Source organism: Kineothrix sp. IPX-CK, assembly GCF_039134705.1.
Taxonomy (GTDB): domain Bacteria; phylum Bacillota; class Clostridia; order Lachnospirales; family Lachnospiraceae; genus Kineothrix; species Kineothrix sedimenti.
The window spans coordinates 4,392,933-4,410,503 of the sequence record NZ_CP146256.1; the positions used below are offsets into that span (position 1 = coordinate 4,392,933).

Annotated in this window: 16 protein-coding genes and 1 pseudogene; 2 read left to right on the forward strand and 15 right to left on the reverse strand. The window is 40.9% G+C overall.

All coding sequences use genetic code 11. The annotated features are described in order from the left end of the window. Positions 1-351 precede the first annotated feature (351 nt). Entirely contained in the window at positions 352-585 is a 234-nt protein-coding gene (locus V6984_RS20780) for a ribonuclease HII (protein WP_342757508.1), read from the reverse strand. Between the two features lie 91 nt (positions 586-676). Beyond that, a complete protein-coding gene (locus V6984_RS20785; protein ID WP_342757509.1) occupies positions 677-1,645 on the reverse strand; it encodes an AraC family transcriptional regulator in 969 nt (322 codons plus the stop codon). Between the two features lie 196 nt (positions 1,646-1,841). Here V6984_RS20785 and V6984_RS20790 point away from each other — a divergent pair, with 196 nt between their 5' ends. Continuing rightward, positions 1,842-2,594 carry a LysM domain-containing protein gene (locus V6984_RS20790; protein ID WP_342757510.1) on the forward strand — a complete coding sequence of 251 codons (753 nt, stop codon included), beginning with the start codon at positions 1,842-1,844 and terminating at the stop codon, positions 2,592-2,594. A gap of 153 nt (positions 2,595-2,747) precedes the next feature. Here the strand turns inward: V6984_RS20790 and V6984_RS20795 are convergent, their stop codons facing one another. From V6984_RS20795 to V6984_RS20810, 4 genes are read right to left on the reverse strand one after another with little or no spacing between them, the layout of a single operon-like run. Beyond that, positions 2,748-3,554 (reverse strand): ABC transporter ATP-binding protein, encoded by an 807-nt coding sequence (locus V6984_RS20795; RefSeq protein WP_342757511.1) that lies wholly within the window; start codon positions 3,552-3,554, stop codon positions 2,748-2,750. A 12-nt stretch (positions 3,555-3,566) separates the two neighbouring features. After that, positions 3,567-4,565, reverse strand: coding sequence for an iron ABC transporter permease (locus V6984_RS20800; RefSeq protein ID WP_342757512.1), 999 nt, complete (start codon positions 4,563-4,565; stop codon positions 3,567-3,569). Next, complete coding sequence (locus V6984_RS20805) at positions 4,562-5,629, reverse strand: iron ABC transporter permease (protein ID WP_342757513.1); 1,068 nt, start codon at positions 5,627-5,629, stop codon at positions 4,562-4,564. The genes V6984_RS20800 and V6984_RS20805 overlap by 4 nt, the downstream gene beginning before the upstream one ends. Beyond that, positions 5,619-6,581, reverse strand: coding sequence for an ABC transporter substrate-binding protein (locus V6984_RS20810; RefSeq protein WP_342757514.1), 963 nt, complete (start codon positions 6,579-6,581; stop codon positions 5,619-5,621). Before V6984_RS20810 ends, V6984_RS20805 begins: the two co-directional genes overlap by 11 nt. Positions 6,582-6,825: 244 nt before the next feature. Here V6984_RS20810 and V6984_RS20815 point away from each other — a divergent pair, with 244 nt between their 5' ends. After that, positions 6,826-7,710 carry an AraC family transcriptional regulator gene (locus V6984_RS20815; RefSeq protein ID WP_342757515.1) on the forward strand — a complete coding sequence of 295 codons (885 nt, stop codon included), beginning with the start codon at positions 6,826-6,828 and terminating at the stop codon, positions 7,708-7,710. A 205-nt stretch (positions 7,711-7,915) separates the two neighbouring features. Here the strand turns inward: V6984_RS20815 and dhaL are convergent, their stop codons facing one another. The 9 genes and pseudogenes from dhaL to V6984_RS20860 all read right to left on the reverse strand — a co-directional run bounded on the left by dhaL (position 7,916) and on the right by V6984_RS20860 (position 17,559). Next, positions 7,916-8,551 carry a dihydroxyacetone kinase subunit DhaL gene (gene dhaL, locus V6984_RS20820; RefSeq protein WP_342757516.1) on the reverse strand — a complete coding sequence of 212 codons (636 nt, stop codon included), beginning with the start codon at positions 8,549-8,551 and terminating at the stop codon, positions 7,916-7,918. Between the two features lie 2 nt (positions 8,552-8,553). Next, positions 8,554-9,558 (reverse strand): dihydroxyacetone kinase subunit DhaK, encoded by a 1,005-nt coding sequence (locus V6984_RS20825; protein WP_342757517.1) that lies wholly within the window; start codon positions 9,556-9,558, stop codon positions 8,554-8,556. Positions 9,559-9,641: 83 nt separating this feature from the next. Then, the gene (locus V6984_RS20830; protein ID WP_342757518.1) at positions 9,642-10,205 is read right to left on the reverse strand and encodes an SIS domain-containing protein; all 564 of its coding nucleotides are present in this window, start codon (positions 10,203-10,205) and stop codon (positions 9,642-9,644) included. A gap of 10 nt (positions 10,206-10,215) precedes the next feature. Further along, the gene (locus tag V6984_RS20835) at positions 10,216-11,103 is read right to left on the reverse strand and encodes a sugar phosphate isomerase/epimerase (RefSeq protein ID WP_342757519.1); all 888 of its coding nucleotides are present in this window, start codon (positions 11,101-11,103) and stop codon (positions 10,216-10,218) included. Positions 11,104-11,108: 5 nt separating this feature from the next. Continuing rightward, positions 11,109-12,128 carry an ABC transporter permease gene (locus V6984_RS20840; RefSeq protein WP_342757520.1) on the reverse strand — a complete coding sequence of 340 codons (1,020 nt, stop codon included), beginning with the start codon at positions 12,126-12,128 and terminating at the stop codon, positions 11,109-11,111. Between the two features lie 18 nt (positions 12,129-12,146). Continuing rightward, complete coding sequence (locus V6984_RS20845) at positions 12,147-13,625, reverse strand: sugar ABC transporter ATP-binding protein (RefSeq protein ID WP_342757521.1); 1,479 nt, start codon at positions 13,623-13,625, stop codon at positions 12,147-12,149. A 92-nt stretch (positions 13,626-13,717) separates the two neighbouring features. Then, positions 13,718-14,737 (reverse strand): annotated as a pseudogene (locus V6984_RS20850) (substrate-binding domain-containing protein). Positions 14,738-15,168: 431 nt separating this feature from the next. Continuing rightward, positions 15,169-16,575 carry an ATP-binding cassette domain-containing protein gene (locus tag V6984_RS20855; RefSeq protein ID WP_342757522.1) on the reverse strand — a complete coding sequence of 469 codons (1,407 nt, stop codon included), beginning with the start codon at positions 16,573-16,575 and terminating at the stop codon, positions 15,169-15,171. Between the two features lie 3 nt (positions 16,576-16,578). Continuing rightward, on the reverse strand, positions 16,579-17,559 hold the full coding sequence (locus tag V6984_RS20860) for a sensor histidine kinase (protein ID WP_342757523.1): 981 nt from the start codon (positions 17,557-17,559) through the stop codon (positions 16,579-16,581). Positions 17,560-17,571 lie beyond the last annotated feature (12 nt).

A 17,571-nucleotide genomic window follows, 5' to 3' on the forward strand; every position in this document is an offset into this window, starting at 1 on the left:
ACCTTTCTCATAGCCTGAAAAATTTGTTTTCCACACTATCCTCCGTCTCAATTTAAAGATTTTTACGTTGTAATTATTATTATTTTTCTTGAGCTCGGAGAAAGTATATCATTTAAAAACGCCATTGTCAACCTTTTTAAAATATAGGTTTACAATGGCATTTATATCTTCACAATACTTTAACCTTGCACTAGTCTGCTGTATGTCAAATGGAATTACAAATTCCGGACTATGAGCCTTTCTCGACTGCGCCGGTAACCTTATATTTATCGAGATTTCCTTCATAAAAGGGTCGGGCTTGTTTACTCATATTTGGTAAACAAGCCCTTTATTTATGATGAAATATATACATCAGCTAATTAAACAATTGACTATTCTCAAATAGTCCTTGGAATCCGGTATGGAAAGAGTAAGATTCAAGCTGTTGTGATTCTCTCTGAAGCTTTCCTTTAACGTAGATTGTACGCCCCATTCCTTATTAATATTTCTCTTATATCCATTTTCCTGAATCATATTAACCGTACCGCTGCATTCATTAACAGCTTTCAAAAAAGCTGACATATCTAAAATATTAAATCTGAACATCTGCATCCTCCTTCAACCTATTTCTCAGGTTCTATAAGGTTGGCTCGTTACGATATTAATATAACGCAGATACTCTCAAAAAAATATACCTTTAATGCCAGTTTTTATCACTATCCTGCCGTTTTCTCCGATATTCGATAGGAGTATATCCCATCTTCTCCCGGAACACTCTTCCAAAATAGCTGCTGCTTCCCATGCCGCAGGCATTTCCTATCGAAGTAACAGATTCCTTGCTGCCTGCCAGCAAATTACATGCTGCTTGCAATCTATAATCATTAAGATATTCTACCGGGGTCATTCTCATATTCTCCTTGAAGGAGCGGAAACATTCCCGTTCACTGATAAATGCAGCATCCGCAATTTCCTTTACCGAGATTTTTTCATCATAGTGCTCGTGAATGAAAATAAGCATCATTTTGAGCTTTTCATCCGTTTTTCCATGTCGCAGGGATTTACCTCGTTTTTCATGCTGTGTCTTTTCTAATATTTCCAGGAGGCGATACCAAATTCCCGATAACAGCTCATTTAATTTTATTTCATAGGCGAATTCTTCCTCTCCTATTTCAAAGGATTTCCTTATTTTCTCCAGAATCTCTCTATGCTCCTCCTGCTGCGGACAGAATTTCAGGACTTCAATTGACGGAGAGGCTGTAAGCGGCCTGATATACTTTTGCTCCATCAAACTCCCCGGTCTTCCTCCAATAAGAGAAACGTCAAAAATATGCACTTTTTGAATCGTTTTCTCCTCTCCCTCGGGCTGCTTTGTCATATGCAGGATATTAGAATTGATAAGCCCTCCGCTTCCGGCTGGAAAGATGGTCCTCCCGTCCGGCGTATGATATTCAAGGCTCCCCCTCTCAATGTAAAATAACTCCACTTCTTTATGCCAATGCCAGGGTACCTGACTACGTATATCTTTATTGAATTCAACATATGAAGCAAGATGCGGAAAACCGAATGGCATCTCCGGCAACGCTTCTTCTTTACTGCCTTTTATAAACTGAATGTTCTCAATTACCCGCAAGCTGCCGCCTCCTTTTTTTAAAGCCGTCGCTGTCATATCCAGTATAGCATACCCCTTATTTCATTTAAACAATTTTACCATCGTTTGACAAGATCTTATACGACCGTGTGTGACCTTGTCAAACGATGGTATCTTGTCTTAATACTTTTACTACTGCTATATACCAAAAGTCACAGGTGGCAAAGAAGACACCAGAGCATATGATACTAATAAATGAAAAGGAGATTTTTCCATGAATTGTCTTCAAAAGGTACAATATACAATTCGCAGGGGTGATAATCTATATCAGCTTTCCCGCTATTTCCAGACTACGGTACAAGAGATTCTCGCTCTGAATCCGGGCATCGACCCGTATAACCTTCAAATAGGAAGAAGCATTATCATTTGCCCCGGCGAACAGTTTGTCTCACAAGCATTCCCTTCAGATCCCCCTGCCTGCCCCAACACTTCCATGCAGTTCAACCTCCTTGGCGATATGCGTGAAGCGTGGATACAGCACATATACTGGACACGCCTGCTACTCATCAGCATTGCGAACAGGCTGGCGGATCAAGGCGCTACTACGGCCCGCCTCCTTGAGAATCCGGCGGATATCGCAGCTATATTCGCAAACTTCTATTCTCCGGCTACCGCAGGTACTATCGAACAGCTTTTGACCGAACATCTAACGATCGGATCCGATTTGATTACAGCCTTGCGCGACGATCAGACTGCGGAGGCAGAGGCACTTACCCGTAGATGGTATCAGAACGCGGACCAGCTTGCGGAAGCACTTAGCAGCATCAATCCTTTTTACAATATCGATGAAGTTCAAAGAATGCTTTACGACCATCTGGACCTGACTACACAAGAAGTTGAGGCCCGGCTCGCAAACGATTTCGAGGTCGATATTGCCGCATTCAACCGCGTAGAGCAGGAAGCCTTGTCCATGGCTGATTATTTTTCTTCAGGAATTATGCGCCAGTTTCCTCAGCAATTTATGTAAAGCAAGACAAATAATCACAGAACTCTGGTACCACGTTAAACTGACCTCTATAAATTAGTCCCAAATGATCTAATTAATAAGAGGTCAGCTTTTTATTATTTCGTATTGTTTTATTTTATATCCCCTGTGTGTGGCCTCACGGCACACAGCAACTTATCGACTCTGAAATGATTGACCCCGCACGCCATAAGGAAGGCACACGGGCACTCCCAAAATAGGGTGACGGATTACCTCTGCTTCTACGTTAAACACCTCTCGCAGCGTAGATGGTATGATGACATCCTCAGGTGCACCAAAGCTATGCTTTTCTCCATCCTTGATTGCAATCAGGTAATCAGAAAACATGATGGCGTGATTCAGGTCATGAAGAACCATTACAATGGTTACACCTTGTTCCGAATTCAATTTTCTAAGCAACTGCAGGATTTCCAACTGATGGGATATATCCAGATAAGTGGTGGGTTCGTCCAGAAACAGGGTGTTTGTTTTCTGAGCCAGTGCCATAGCTATCCAAGCCCGCTGCCGCTGCCCACCGGAGAGCTGGTCCATTTCCCGCCCGGCAAGTTCCGTCATACCTGTGCTTGATAATGCCCAAGATATAATTTCCCTGTCTTTTGCAGTCAGTCCCGCCAGTTTACTGTGATAAGGAAAGCGTCCGTATTCCACAAGTTCGCTTACGGTAATGCCGATGGGTGTCTGTGCCCCCTGAGGCAGAAGCGCCAGCTTCTGTGCCACTGATTTGGTGGGCATGCTGTGGATGGATTGGCCTTCCAGACAAACAATACCTGCGGTTGGCGCAATCAATCGTGACATGGTTTTTAATAACGTGGATTTACCTGATCCGTTGGAACCGATCAGGGTAGTAATCTTTCCGGAGGGTATCTCCAAGTCAATGTCATGGAACACCGGAATATCATTATAACCGGCAGATAACTTATCTACCGTAATACTGGATTTCACTCTTTCTACCTCCTATGTCTGTCTGCGAAGCAAGTAAAGAAAATACGGTGCGGCCAAAACAGAAATAACAATTCCCACCGGTATTTCAATGGGCTGGAACATCGAGCGCCCCATGGTATCCGAAAGCAGCAGGAGCAATCCTCCCATCAGCATGGTAACAGGCATGAGCAGATGATGTCGTCCGCCCACAAATTTTCGTGCCATATGAGGGGCCACCAACCCCACAAATCCAATTCCGCCACTGACGGAAATGCAGCTGGAGGCCAGTGCCACCGCAGAAATCAGCAGGATTCTCCGTTCCCGCTCTACCCGGACTCCCAACCCAAGGGAAGTGTCTTCTCCAAGCAGAAGCAAGTCCAAAATTTTTGATTTCGTAAGAAGCAGAGGAATGAGAATCAGCAGGTAAGGCAGCAATGCTTTGACCTGATGCCAGCCGGTTCCCCAAATGTTTCCCGCCAGCCATCTGGCCACCAGTTGATAGCTGCTGTTTTCCATATCAGAAGCCATGATTAACATTAAGGCGGAAAAACCTGCCGACATGCCTATACCACCCAACAACAAATATGGCGGACGTAGTTTCCCGTTTCGTTTGGAAAAGATATATAGCACAGCCGTCACCAAAAGCCCCCCTGCCATGGCAAACATCGGCTGATAGAACACGGAGCTCACATGCAAAGAAGGAAATAATGTCAAAAACAGCATCACAGCAAAACCTGCTCCCGCATTGATACCAAGGATTCCGGGATCAGCCAGCGGATTTTCCGTTACGGCCTGCAAAATACAGCCGGATAAAGCAAGTCCCACTCCGCACAGAATAGAAAGCAGAATGCGCGGCAGCCGGATTTGCAACAATACTACAGAGGCTTCCGCATCCTCCGGATGAAGCAGGCTGAGCACTACCTGAGAATACGGAATAGCTGCATACCCACTGTTAAGCGACAATAGAACAGCAGCCATCAGGGCCGCCAAAAGAAGCCATGGCACAAGCTTTCGTCTTCTTTTGTTTTTCATAAAACTGCTCCTTTCTTCTGCCAGGTCAAGGCCATAAAGACCGGGACACCAATAGCCGACACAAGAGCTCCCACCGGTGTATCAAAAGGAGCGTTGATACAGCGAGCCGCAATATCTGCCAGCACCAACAGAATTGCCCCCGTCAGGGCAGATACCGGCAATAATCTCCGATAATCCCCTCCCACGGCAAAACGGGCAACGTGAGGAACGATCAATCCTAAAAATGAAATTCCGCCCACAAGTGATACGCTTGCTCCCGCCAAAATTAAAACGACAACAATTCCCGTCAAACGCAACGACAATACATTGATACCAAGTCCCTCCGCACTCTCTTCTCCCAAAGCCAGTACCGACAACCGCCCCGCAAGTAAGAGGCTGAAAAATCCAGCGCAGGCAATCCATGGTACGGTCAAGGTTAAACTCTTCCAAGTAATTCCGGATAGACTTCCCGCCGTCCAAAACGACAGTGCCTTTGAGAGTCCGAAGGTAAGAGATATTCCCTGACTCAGTGCGGTAAGCAGTGCAGAAACCGCACTGCCTGCCAGAATGAGATGGATTGTTCCGGATTTTTGTCTGCCCATTCCCATCCCATATACCATGGCAACCGCTAGCGCCGCTCCAAGAAAGGCCGCAAACATCGTGCCTAAGGTGCTGAGAGAGGGGAATAAAACCGCCGTCAGAGCAACAAGAAATCCCGCTCCCGCATTAACCCCCAACAGACCGGCATCAGCAAGAGGATTGCGTGTGACCCCCTGCATCACTCCCCCGGCAAGGGCAAAAGCCGCCCCGGTAAAACAGGCGGCCAGTACTCTGGGCATACGCATCTGAAGCATGATGCTCCCGATTTCCGAAGTCACTTCTGGATGAAGCAACGTGTAAATCAATATCTTGAAACTTCCTCCCGCCACCCCTATGCTGGCGGAAATCAGGATAGACAGCAATAGTACCGCTGTCAACAGTACCAGCAGCAATCGGTAAGCTGTATTTGTTCTGCTCCATTGTATGAGAAAGCACATAGAGCTTTCATCCCCTCCCTGATTCTTCAGTTTTTTCTTACTCGACATTAGTGTGGTTTATAATGGCATTTGCCAGTTTTTCCATATATAACAGCTTTCCGTTAGCAGTGTACGCCATATCGTATTGCAGATTGTTTTCGCCAAGATATACATTTCCGGACTGCACCGCCTTTAGATTCTGCCAGACGGGGCTCTCCTGCGTTTCCCCAACCTCGCCGTCATCACTGAAAAAGAAGATATGGTCCGCGTCAATCTTTGAGAAGTATTCCGCGTCAACCACTTCCCCCCATACATCTTCCGGAACACCGGAGGAGGGTTGTACTTCCAGTTCATCGTAAATAATCTCGCCGGGGCCGCCGGTCCGGTAAACATAATAGGAACCGAAATGCACGGAATTAGCTTCAATAACGGCAAACGTTTCATCGCCCACCACTTTCTTAATATCTTCTGCCAACCCTGCTGCTTTTGCATCATAATCTTTCAGCCAGCTATCCACAACATCCTCTTTGCCAAACCATCCGCCCAATTGCTGAAAACGTCCCTTCCAGTTGACATAACTAATATCATCATCAATCATAACAGTAGGTGCAATGGCCTTAAGCTGCTCATAGACCTTGTCATGACGGATATTCATAATAATCAGATCCGGCTGAAGCTCCGCTATCTTCTCAATATTTAAATCCCCGACTGCTCCTGAATAGTTTCCTACCGTTTCAATACTGTTTTCGCTAAAATAGTCCTGAAGGTATTCCGGTACCGTTATCCCATCGAACATACTGGTGTTGGCGGACGCAACAAACGGCATTCCAAGAATAATCAGCTCATCGGCCGAACCGGAAACATCCACAATACGCTGAGGACTGGCCGGGATTTCCACAGAGCCCTTCATATCTTCCACTGTAATTGTATCCGAATCTTGTGAGTTATTTGCCGTAGACGAGCACGCACTCAGTGCCATGGCAAGTATTAAACAAAACGGAATAATTAACTTTTTTTTCACTTTAAATCCTCCTCTTGTCAATCGATGGTATTGTTAGAAGCGACTAACCTTAAACAGCATACAGAAAATCTCCTCATCTTTCTGCTCCTGGACGGATTTTTTCTGCTCCCTCACGGAGCCTCTTTGAGAAGAAGCTATTGACTAGTTAGTTTTGACTAACTATAATAGAACTAAATCGCAGGTTCTATTCTACTCTCAGAAGGACTCCATTTGCGAAATACATAAGAAATTAGGTATTGATAACATGTCATATTTACCGTTACAGTTTGAAGATTCAGAGATATTTCCTCAAAAAATAATCAGTATACGTCCGGATGTACATATCATGCTTTCCTCCGGAACTTTCTCAAAAGGAACAAAACGGGAATCGGGAACTACATCTCCGGTTTTTGAATTAAGCTACAGCCGAAAGAATATCATGCGCGGAGAGGTAAATCATCAGCATGTGGAATTACAGCCGGGGCATACCTCCTTAGGGTTTTTGGGAGAGGCAACCGGTCATTCAGAATACCAAAGCGGCGAAGAAGTTCAGTTGTACTCCATTTGGGTAAGTCCTGGTGCTTTTAACGGATTCTGTGAAGATGTGGGCGGCAGAAGCAATGTGGATTTTGCTTCTTTTCAAAAAGGCGCCTATTACCACTGCGATTTTAGAAGTGATGCGAGGGAAGAGAGCATAAAAAAAAGAGTAGAAGCCTGCTTTGACAAAAAGTCCGGCCACTTAGACCGGCTTCTTGTGGAAAGCTGTATTCTGGAATTACTATCTATTAATCTGGAAAAGCTGCTTTGTACGAACGAGCAACACTATAATCTGACCAGAACGGATATCGAACGGTTGATGCATGCGCGTGAGATATTATTAAATCGTCTGGATTCTCCTCCTTCTTTGCTGGAACTGTCCCGTATTATCCAAATGAACGATTGCAAGCTAAAGCGGTCCTTTAAACAGTATTTCGGATCGACAGTCTATGGTTTTATTCGGGACCAGCGGTTGGAAAATGCTTTCTCGTTGCTTGAACAGGGGAAACACAATGTAAGTGAGACTGCCTTTGCTGTGGGGTATACAAACGTAAGCCACTTTTCCCAGGCATTTCAAAGAAAGTTTGGCATTACTCCGGGCACTATGATTTAAATCCGTCAAATTACCCCTTCATATGATTCCATTCATATTTCCAGACCATTGCCGGTTTGTTCCAGATTGTTGAGCGTCAGCTCCTGCGCTGTCCCAAATGTGGGACTTCCATGTTGGTTTAGCTTCCTCTAATGTCAAACAGTGCAGACCGAACCATAAAGTCAAAATCCGGCTTATGAAACGGGTTTTCAATTGTTTCGTCAAATCATTGTGCGTTTACAAATTTATACATTGCATCAAAAATGATAAAAACTGATGTAGCCCCGGCATCCTGATAGCCTATGGCCCTTTCCATTAATGATTTTGCGCGCCCAAATTTAGCAATATAGTCTTTTGTATTTTCTACACCCTGATATGCCCCATCTTTTGCAGCTTCCAGAAGAATTGCCAAATCTTCTTTCTCTCCCTTCTCCAACGCCAATACTGCCGGTTCCAGTGCATCTATCATGGTCTTATCGCCAACCTGTGCCTTTCCTCTTTCCTTGATAGCTTCAAGAGAACCTCTCATGATCTTTGCCATACTATCACCGTCTAATTCTGTAATAGTTTCTAATCCTTTTATTCCTCCCAAGAACATAGATCCAAAGATAACACCGGAAGCTCCTCCCATGGAATTTAACATGGCCATTCCTGTCGTTTTAAATACAGAATTCACATCCTGAAAGGGTCTCTTTTCCTCTAATGCAGACTTCGCCTTTTCCATTCCACCGGACATGCCGATTCCATGGTCTCCATCCCCAATTTTACTGTCAATTTCTGTCAGATAAGGCTTATTTTTAATTATCTCGTCACAAGCCCGGATTATCATATCCGTTGTTTGTTCTACTGTCAATACTTTCATAATTACCTGATCTCCTCTCTGGCATAATAGGGTGAAAAGCATTCTGTATCGTAATACTTCTTCAGCTCATCGTCCAATTTTAAAATTGTAATGGAAAATCCGCCCATTTCCTGACAAGTACAAAAGTTTTTAATTTCTGAATCATGAACAACCACTTTGTCTTTTTCCAGATGTTTTGCCAATTCATTATATACAATATTTAGTTCTAAAAGAGTCGTGGAACCCAGGCCGTTTACCAAAATAGCTACTTCGTCATTTTCCTTAATATCCATTTCTGCTTTTAATTCTCTATACATTCTGTCAACCAGTTCGCTTGCCGGTTTCATGGTTGTTCTTTCAATTCCCTGCTCCCCATGTAATCCCATCCCAAATTCAATTTCATTTTCCCCCAGTTCAAAGGTTGGTTTATCCAGTCCCGGAATCGAACCCGGCGAGGTAGCCAAACCAATGGTATTAATATTATCTCTGGCTTTTTCAGTAATCCTTAGTACTTCTTCTAATTCAAGACCTGCATCACATGCTGCGCCAGCCACCTTGATCACATAAATATCTCCGGCTATTCCCCGCCTGTCTTCTATTCTCTCTTTCGGTGCCGATGCACAGTCATCCCATACCCTTACATGAGCAGTTTTTATATCATCAAATTCGCATAATTCTTCCGCCATATCGAAGTTCAGGTTATCTCCGGAATAACATCCATATATAAACAGCACACCCTTTTCTTCATGAACTGCCTTTGCGGTTTCTAATATTAGCTGGGGATTAGGAGAAGCAAAGATATTACCGCAGGCAACTGCGTCTGCCAATCCCCTTCCTGCAAATCCCGAAAATAAAGGTTCATGTCCGCTTCCTCCGCCTATGACAAGAGCAACCTTGTTTTTACGTCTCCCTTTATACATAAAAGCATTGTGTCCCGGAATCTGTTCATAATAACGATTATATGCCTTTACATATCCCGAAAGCATTTCTTCTACTACATTGGAGTCTCTATTTAAAATTTTCTTCATTTCTGCCAACCTTTCTATCACTTTGCAATCAGTTTTCTTATGAATCACTGTATTTCATTTCCAACTCATTAATTTTATCTACTTTATTCCACATTCCGATGTCTGGCTGACATCTTTTCAAAACTTAAATCCGGCGTTTCCTCCACAATTATCATAATAATCATGTCAAATAAAACAAACAGGCATTGTTCAAACAGATTTCCCATCGGCTGGATGGATGAGACAACCTCATCGGTTCCGCGATATACAGCGGCAGGGACAAACAATACATTATCAGCAGCTTCTCTTGCTGTTTTACCACTTGGAGAACCTGTTACCACATAAATTCTGGCTCCCTGTGCCTTTGCACGCTCACAGATATAATGAATATGTCCGATTTGACCATCTCCCAACGTGGCAATCAGTAAATCTCCTTTTCCTATACTGGGTGTAGTATCATCCCAAATCCAATGAATTTCCTTCCCCATATGCATGAGCCTCATGGCAAAGGCTTTGGTTGCCATCCCTTCACGGCCTACTCCAATTAGAAAAATCCGGTGATAGCTTTTTACCTTTTCTATAAAATCCCTTACATTATCCTGATCTATTTTTTCAAATACCTGTTCATATTCTGACAGAATAGTTTTGTACATTACTTTCATATTCATGATTATCCCCCTATATATTCAGCTCTTTGTGAAGATAGTCCATTGTTTTTTTCATACCTGCATAAACCTCATCATCTGTAGATTCAAATGCGGTGACTACCTCCAGATACTGGGTGATATTATCCAGCCCGGATTCCTTTGTTACCTTTTTTATTAATTCCGGTGTTATAATTCCATCTGCCGTAAAGTCCCAGTGCCTATCCATCTCTCCGTCTGTCTGCTGAAGGTGGATAGAGCCTATGTAGGGCGCACATTCTTTAAACCATAAAAGGATATCTGCCTTTTCTTTTAATAAAGGCTTATAAAGAGCATGCCCCCAGTCAATTAATAATTTAATTGGGATGGCACTTCCCTCCAGATCTTTCATCATTTGTATCGAGGTTTCCGGGTCATGAGGAAACTCTGTCGTTAAGGGCGTAGCTTCAATATGTATTTCTTTAATTCCTTTTTCTTTGCCGTAATCGGCAAGCTTACGCAGATACTTTAACATCTCCTGATATAAATAATTTCTTCTGTTATTATCCCTGGCATCATCAAAAGACATTCCGCCAACAGGGGTTCCCATAACGTCTGCCCCCATTTCAGCTGTTAAGTCAATTGCTCTTTTAAAAAATGTAAAGGAAATCTCTCTTTGTACTTCTGTAGGCGCCAGTAACTGAGCATAAGTATAAGAGGCCAGTCCGCCAAAGGTAGCATCAATTTTTATTCCCTCTGCTTCAAAGGCTTCGCGATATTCTTTAATTAAAATATTTCTTTGTTCATGAGGCCACCATGGGTCGATTAAGTCCCATGTGAATTGAATATGTTTTACTCCAAATTCACTTTTACACATAGCCGCCAGTTGCTTTGGTTCTATAAAACGCTTTGTCGCAAATGATAAATTTAACCCTAAAAGCATAATCTTCAATTCCTTTCTACTTTACTTATTTTAATTTTTTTCTGCTTTCTTTCCCTTATGATGACTGAAAGTGAACTAAAGGAAATAGCAATTACCACAACAAATCCACTTACTGCTGACTGCCAGTATACATTAACGCCAAACAATACAATCATATTCTGAATAATACTGATAATAGCTGCTCCTATCAATGCTCCTGCCGGATTACCAATCCCTCCGGTTAAAGCAACACCTCCGATTACTGAGGAAGCAATAGAATTCATAGGCCAGTTTTCACCGATAGAAGACTGTGCAGAACCTAACCTGGCAACATACAAAATACCGGCTAAGGCAGAGATTAATCCTACAATGGAATAAATCATAACGCGAATTTTATCTACCTGGATACCAAGAACCTTGGCAGCCTCTTTATTGTTTCCAATCGCATAGATATATCTTCCCGTTTTTGTTTTCTTTACTAAAAATAAAACGAGGACAAGAACAATTAGTGTAAAAATAAAGGGAAATGGTATAGGCCCTACATTTCCTTTTCCAAAAATATGGACACTTTCCGGGATTCCCGTAATTGCTTTTCCCTTTGTCATAACAAGGTTAATACCACCATATACGCCTTGCATACCTATAGTTGCAACCATGGCATTAAGCCTTAACTTTGTAATGATTAATCCATTAATACATCCTAATATAAGTCCGAGAATCAAAGCACCTACAAGCGCTGCATAGGGGTTCCACCCCCAATGCATCATCATCATTCCTGAAATAATTCCACATAGAGATGCTATTTTTCCCACAGATAGATCCAATTCCCCGGTCAGTAACAATAAAGATTGTCCGATACCGATCATACCGATAAATGCCAGATCCCTAATAAGAGACTGCAAGTTATAGATATCCAAAAAATATGGCGAAAAAACACTTGCCAGTATTATCATTAGAATTAATACTGCTCCAATTGCAGTCATATTACTCTTTTTTAATACACTAATTAATGCATTGTCTTTTTTTATTGTCTCTACATTCATCATGCTAACTCCTTCTTATTCTTATTTCACTCCGATAATAGCGCCTAAGATTTTCTCTTTATCAGCTTTTTCGTCATATTCTCCTGCCTGTTGTCCATTATATAAAGCAATAATTCTATTAGAGCACTTTTTTACCTCCTCCATCTCAGAAGAAATCAGTATAATTCCAATTTGTTCTTTTTCAGCCAATTCTTTCATCATACGGTAAATTTCTGCCTTGGTTCCGACATCAATACCTTTCGTAGGTTCATCAAATATTAATACTTTAGGTTTACATGACATAGCTCTTCCAATAATTACTTTTTGCTGGTTTCCGCCACTTAAGAATTTAATTTCTTTTTCCATATCCGGTGTCTTTACATCATACTCAGCAATTACTTTTTTTGCTAAATCTTCTTCTTTTTTCTTAGATATACCAAATACGCTTTTTAAGTCATCTAATTTTGAAACACTGATATTCTCTCTGATACTAAGTTCTTGCAAGATACCCTGCGCTTTTCGTTCTTCAGGCAGATAAATCAATCCATGATTCACCGAATAATTGGTATCTCCAAGCTTCCAATCCTCCCCATCTAGCTTTATCTGTCCTGCATATACAGGTAAATACCCAAAGATCGCCTGCATTAACTCGCTTCTTCCTGCACCCACTAATCCTGAAAATCCAAGAATTTCACCCTTTTTCAGATGAAAGCTAATGTCTGTAAAGCGTTCTCCTGTCAGATGTTCCACTTCTAACAGAATCTCATCTGTAACTTTCTCTGAATAAAAGACCTGGTTTTGATCCACAGCACGGCCTGTCATCTGAGTAATAACCCATGGAATATCTATCTTATGAATATCAGAATAGGCAACCTTTTCTCCATTACGAAATACAGTAATGACATCACCTATAGAAAATATTTCTTCCAGTTTATGTGATATGAAAATAATAGCTTTATTTTCCTTTTTTATCTGCCTTATGATATCAAACAAAATCTGAGCGTCTTTCGTTGTCAGACTGGTAGTTGGTTCATCCAGCATTAATACCTGATATTCTTCGTGAACAGTCGCTCTTGCAATCTGAAGCAGCTGCTGTTCTGATACTGTTATATCCTTTACCAGGTCATCAGGCTTTACCGGAATATGAAATTTATCTAATAACGGTTTTGCTTTTTCTTCTAGTTCTCTTACATTTACCAGACCCTTAAATCCCGACTTTTCATATGGCAGGAATAGGTTTTCTGCTACCGACATATGGCCAAACAAGTCAATTTCCTGAGGAACATAGGCAACTTTATCAAACATTTTTTTGCTTCCCATGGCATCCTTACCAGCAATGGAAAGACATCCTTCTTCCGGTTCATATACACCTGTTAAACATTTGATCAATGTACTTTTTCCGGCTCCATTTTCGCCTATGATGCAATGAATTTCTCCTAATTCAAAAGAAATGTCCACTGAGTTCAAGGCTACTACTCCGGGAAATATTTTTGTGATATTACGCGCCTCTAATACTTTCATCAAAGTGCTCCTTTATTGCACAAAAGGAGCCGACTTGTATTTCAGATGTCCAAGCTCCTTTTGTTTTTAATTTGTTAGTTGGTTTGTACTTCTTATTTCACCATTTCAATCCATTCATCAACATTTTCTGAATCTATATATGCAATTCCTGTATCAACTACTTTTGGAATGTCAATTCCTATGGATGCCTGCCACAGCATTAATACTGACATAGAGCCCTGCATCTGAGGAATGGTAGAGGAGGTAGCCGTAATAGTTCCGGATTTAACATAATTAAGGATTTCAATTAAGTTATCCATGGAAACGATTGTAACTTGTCCTGTTTTTCCTGCTTCTTCTACTGCTGCTGCAATACCTGTACCGCTGGCATCACAGTTTAGATATCCTTTTAAATCAGGATTAGCCGCTAATACTGCTGCTGCCTAAGACTGTGCTTCTTCTACGCTATCATTATCAATACCTCCATCGATCACTTCAATATTGGGGTATTCTGCTAAAGCATCTAAATGTCCCTGATAACGTTCTGCATGGTTGGGAGCTGTTGGAACACCCTGCATGACTGCAACTTTTCCTTCTTCTCCAATCAGCTTTGCCAACTGATGCGCTGCAATACTTGCCTGCTCTGTAAAGTTATTTCCTACACTTGTTAAATTACTTCCTTCCGGCGCGGGGGCATCAAATAAAATAACCGGAATTCCCTGTTTTTCAATTTCTTCAATAACAGCTTTATTTCCTTCATAATCCAGTGGATCCAATGCAATACCATCCGGTCTGGTTGCTGCCGCCTGCTCCAGTACGGTGTTTTGCTCCGCTACATCTGCATTTCCAGGGGCTCTGTAATCAATCGTTACTTTAATTCCTAATTGTGCGGAAAGAGCATCCGCTTGCTTCTGGGCACCCTTGTTTACTTCATCAAACCATGGATGCACCACTTTGGGAACAATTACAAAGGTTAAATCTTTTCCGGTTGCCGCAGGAGCACTTTCCTCTCCTGATGAATTCGAACCTGCTGCCTCTTCCCCTGCAGATGCGGGATTTGACGTTCCTGAACATCCCATCATGCTGATTGCCATAACCGCCACTAACAATACCGATATTAATTTCTTTTTCATTCCTTTTTCTCCTTAAATATTTTTAAATATACTTAATTTTTTGGAAGCAACTTTATTATATCTGTATTCATGGCCCCTTCCAATGCGACAGTCTTTAGAATACGTGGGATAGTTTTAATAAAAAAGGAGGAATATCTTTATATTCCCCCCTTTTCATATGTCTATATTACCATCGATTGACAAGGTCATACACGGTCGGATAAGGGTAAATTTTTGTTCCTGCTGCGTTACTTTCGCTCCGCGTACGTCCAGTACGCGTCGGTCAAGTGCCTTGCAGGGACGAAAATTTGTCCCTTTCCGACTCACCGACCCTGACCATAGAGATATGCTTGGTTTTCAAGGCGGATGATTGAGGCGTACTGGACGTACGCCGATTGAAGACAACGCAGAAAACCAAGCATATCTCATGGTTCAGGGCGTGTAAGACCTTGTCAATCGATGGTAATAATACGATCTGAAATATCTTCTATATATTCCTCTCTTGATTTTACAATAATTACCGCAGTCCCTAAATCAGTAAACTTTTTAATATAAGATTTTATCAACGACACACCATAGACATCGCAATAGATAAAAGGCTCGAATAAGATTAGCACTTTAGGATTATAGATATACCATCTTTCCAATAAAAGAATAATATTGTCATTTACACTTTTATCCCTTATATTTACACTTTTATTTTGATTATTCACTTCTTTTTCCAACATCTTTACTACTTTATTCTGCAGAAACATATGTTGCAGTGCGGGAATTTTTTCCAGAGAAGGCATTAACAAATTATTTCCTACAGACATACTTAAAAGAAGTTCACTTTCTCCTCCCATATCTGCAGCAGACACAATCTTGTTTTTTACAAAATCAGTAATATCATAAAAATTACAGTTCTTCTGTTCCAGCATTATCTGCGTTTTTCTATCAATAAACCTGCCGGACAGCAATTCAAAAATCCTCTTCTTTTCTTTTACATCCAGTGCAAGGATCGTTACTACCTCACCTTTATAAAAATCAAATGTTATTGATTGATCTCCTCTTAAAATAATACCTTTGATAGAATATAAGATATCTTTTTTAGCAGCCATCCCTGCTTTATCCCTATCCAAGTCCTTCTTTTTTAAACCTGTAGAACTGCTTAATAGAAATTCTTCCAAGTGACTTCCATCCTTTATATAATCTTTGTTACACTTCTTTACAATACGCCCCTTTTTAAAAATAACATATTTATCTGACAGAATATAAGATACATTATCTGAATGGCTGTTGATAACTGCTGCCATGCCTTCTTTCATCACCCGATTCAGTATTTCTTTAAAATACTCTATATCCTGAGTCGAGCATCCTTCAAATTCATCCTCAATCACCAGAATTTTTACATTCCTGCTGTACCCCTTCACCAGATCCACCAATCTTTTTTCCAATTCCGTTAGATTTTTAATTTTTTTATTAACATCTATCTTTAATTTCAGCTTTTCTATATATTCTGCTGCCTGCTTTACTAACTTTTTTGTTTTTAACAAACCGAATACAGAACCGTTATTAACTAAGCATATATATTCTGCAACTGTCCAATCGTCAATATCATAATTTGAATAGGTAATCTTATATACCAGTTTTTGTATCTCTGACGAATCAAGGTTGTTTCTTCCATCTATATAAAAATTGGTATCATCCACTTCATGATTTCCACATATAATGTTTATCAGCAAATCCTTTCCCGAGTGAACCAACCCAAGAAAGCCTATGCTTTCTCCCGCTAATAAGCACAAAGAAATACCAGTTAATTTAATTGTAGTACTGTAATTTACATTGAAATTACTCATACGTACGATTTCACTCTTCATTTCTCACCTGATACTCCTTTCATAATTAGCCGGAATCGTAATCTCAATATCCGTTCCCTGATTTAAGGTACTGTAAACATATATTCCGTACTCTTCTCCAAATAGCAGCTGAATCCTTTTGTTAATATTAGGGAGTGCAATTCCCGTATTACGCTGTTTGAACCCTTTGCTGTCGTCCGGATACTCTTTAGACATTCTGATTCTTTCATTCAGTTCCAGCAAAGATTTGCTATCCATTCCCTTTCCATTGTCAGAAATTGTTAATATAAGGCTGTTATCAGTTACAATAACTTCTATATCCACTTTCCCACCTTCCAGGCACTCTTCCAAACCATGGAAAATAGCGTTTTCTACAATCGGCTGAAGGATCAGCTTAGGAATAAAGTAGTCATATGCTTTTTTATCCTCTTCATCTATGTAAATATCCAAAGAAAATCTATTGTTGAACCGGTACCTTAGAATCATCATATAGTTTTGAATATTAGCCAACTCGTCCCGAAGGGTTACGAGATTATCTTTTCTGCTGATACTATATCGAAAAAAGTCTGCAAGAGCTTCTACCATTTTAGCAATTTCAATGTTATCATCAATCAGTGCCTGCCCACGTATAGACTCAAGGGTATTATATAGAAAATGAGGATTGATCTGACTCTGAAAAGCTGCCAGCTCTGCCTGCTTATAAAACATTTCAGCCGAATTTTCCCTGATTCTTTGGTTTGAATACTTTTCTACTAATGTTTTAATCTTTTCTATAAAAATTGTATCATCAGAAATGTCTTCCAGATTACTGTTCAATGCCTTTTCAAAATTTGATAATGGTTTTGCCACGCAAAAGTATAAACCACCTATTATTAAAATTTCAATTAATACAAATATGCAGATGCCGGCTACTGAGAGGTTTTTTAGAAGAGCACCTATAGAAAAAAACAGAATCAGGATACCGTTTAGTATTATCATCCCTTTTAGATTTTTTACTACTCCCACACATATTCCCTC

Bases quoted from the DNA above. Each gene is read 5' to 3' on its own strand.
- V6984_RS20780 (WP_342757508.1), bottom strand. From the start codon at position 585: ATGTTCAGATTTAATATTTTAGATATGTCAGCTTTTTTGAAAGCTGTT.
- V6984_RS20785 (WP_342757509.1), bottom strand. From the start codon at position 1,645: ATGACAGCGACGGCTTTAAAAAAAGGAGGCGGCAGCTTGCGGGTAATT.
- V6984_RS20790 (WP_342757510.1), top strand. From the start codon at position 1,842: ATGAATTGTCTTCAAAAGGTACAATATACAATTCGCAGGGGTGATAAT.
- V6984_RS20800 (WP_342757512.1), bottom strand. From the start codon at position 4,565: ATGAAAAACAAAAGAAGACGAAAGCTTGTGCCATGGCTTCTTTTGGCG.
- V6984_RS20805 (WP_342757513.1), bottom strand. From the start codon at position 5,629: ATGTCGAGTAAGAAAAAACTGAAGAATCAGGGAGGGGATGAAAGCTCT.
- V6984_RS20815 (WP_342757515.1), top strand. From the start codon at position 6,826: ATGTCATATTTACCGTTACAGTTTGAAGATTCAGAGATATTTCCTCAA.
- dhaL (WP_342757516.1), bottom strand. From the start codon at position 8,551: ATGAAAGTATTGACAGTAGAACAAACAACGGATATGATAATCCGGGCT.
- V6984_RS20825 (WP_342757517.1), bottom strand. From the start codon at position 9,558: ATGAAGAAAATTTTAAATAGAGACTCCAATGTAGTAGAAGAAATGCTT.
- V6984_RS20830 (WP_342757518.1), bottom strand. From the start codon at position 10,205: ATGAATATGAAAGTAATGTACAAAACTATTCTGTCAGAATATGAACAG.
- V6984_RS20835 (WP_342757519.1), bottom strand. From the start codon at position 11,103: ATGCTTTTAGGGTTAAATTTATCATTTGCGACAAAGCGTTTTATAGAA.
- V6984_RS20840 (WP_342757520.1), bottom strand. From the start codon at position 12,128: ATGATGAATGTAGAGACAATAAAAAAAGACAATGCATTAATTAGTGTA.
- V6984_RS20845 (WP_342757521.1), bottom strand. From the start codon at position 13,625: ATGAAAGTATTAGAGGCGCGTAATATCACAAAAATATTTCCCGGAGTA.
- V6984_RS20855 (WP_342757522.1), bottom strand. From the start codon at position 16,575: ATGAAGAGTGAAATCGTACGTATGAGTAATTTCAATGTAAATTACAGT.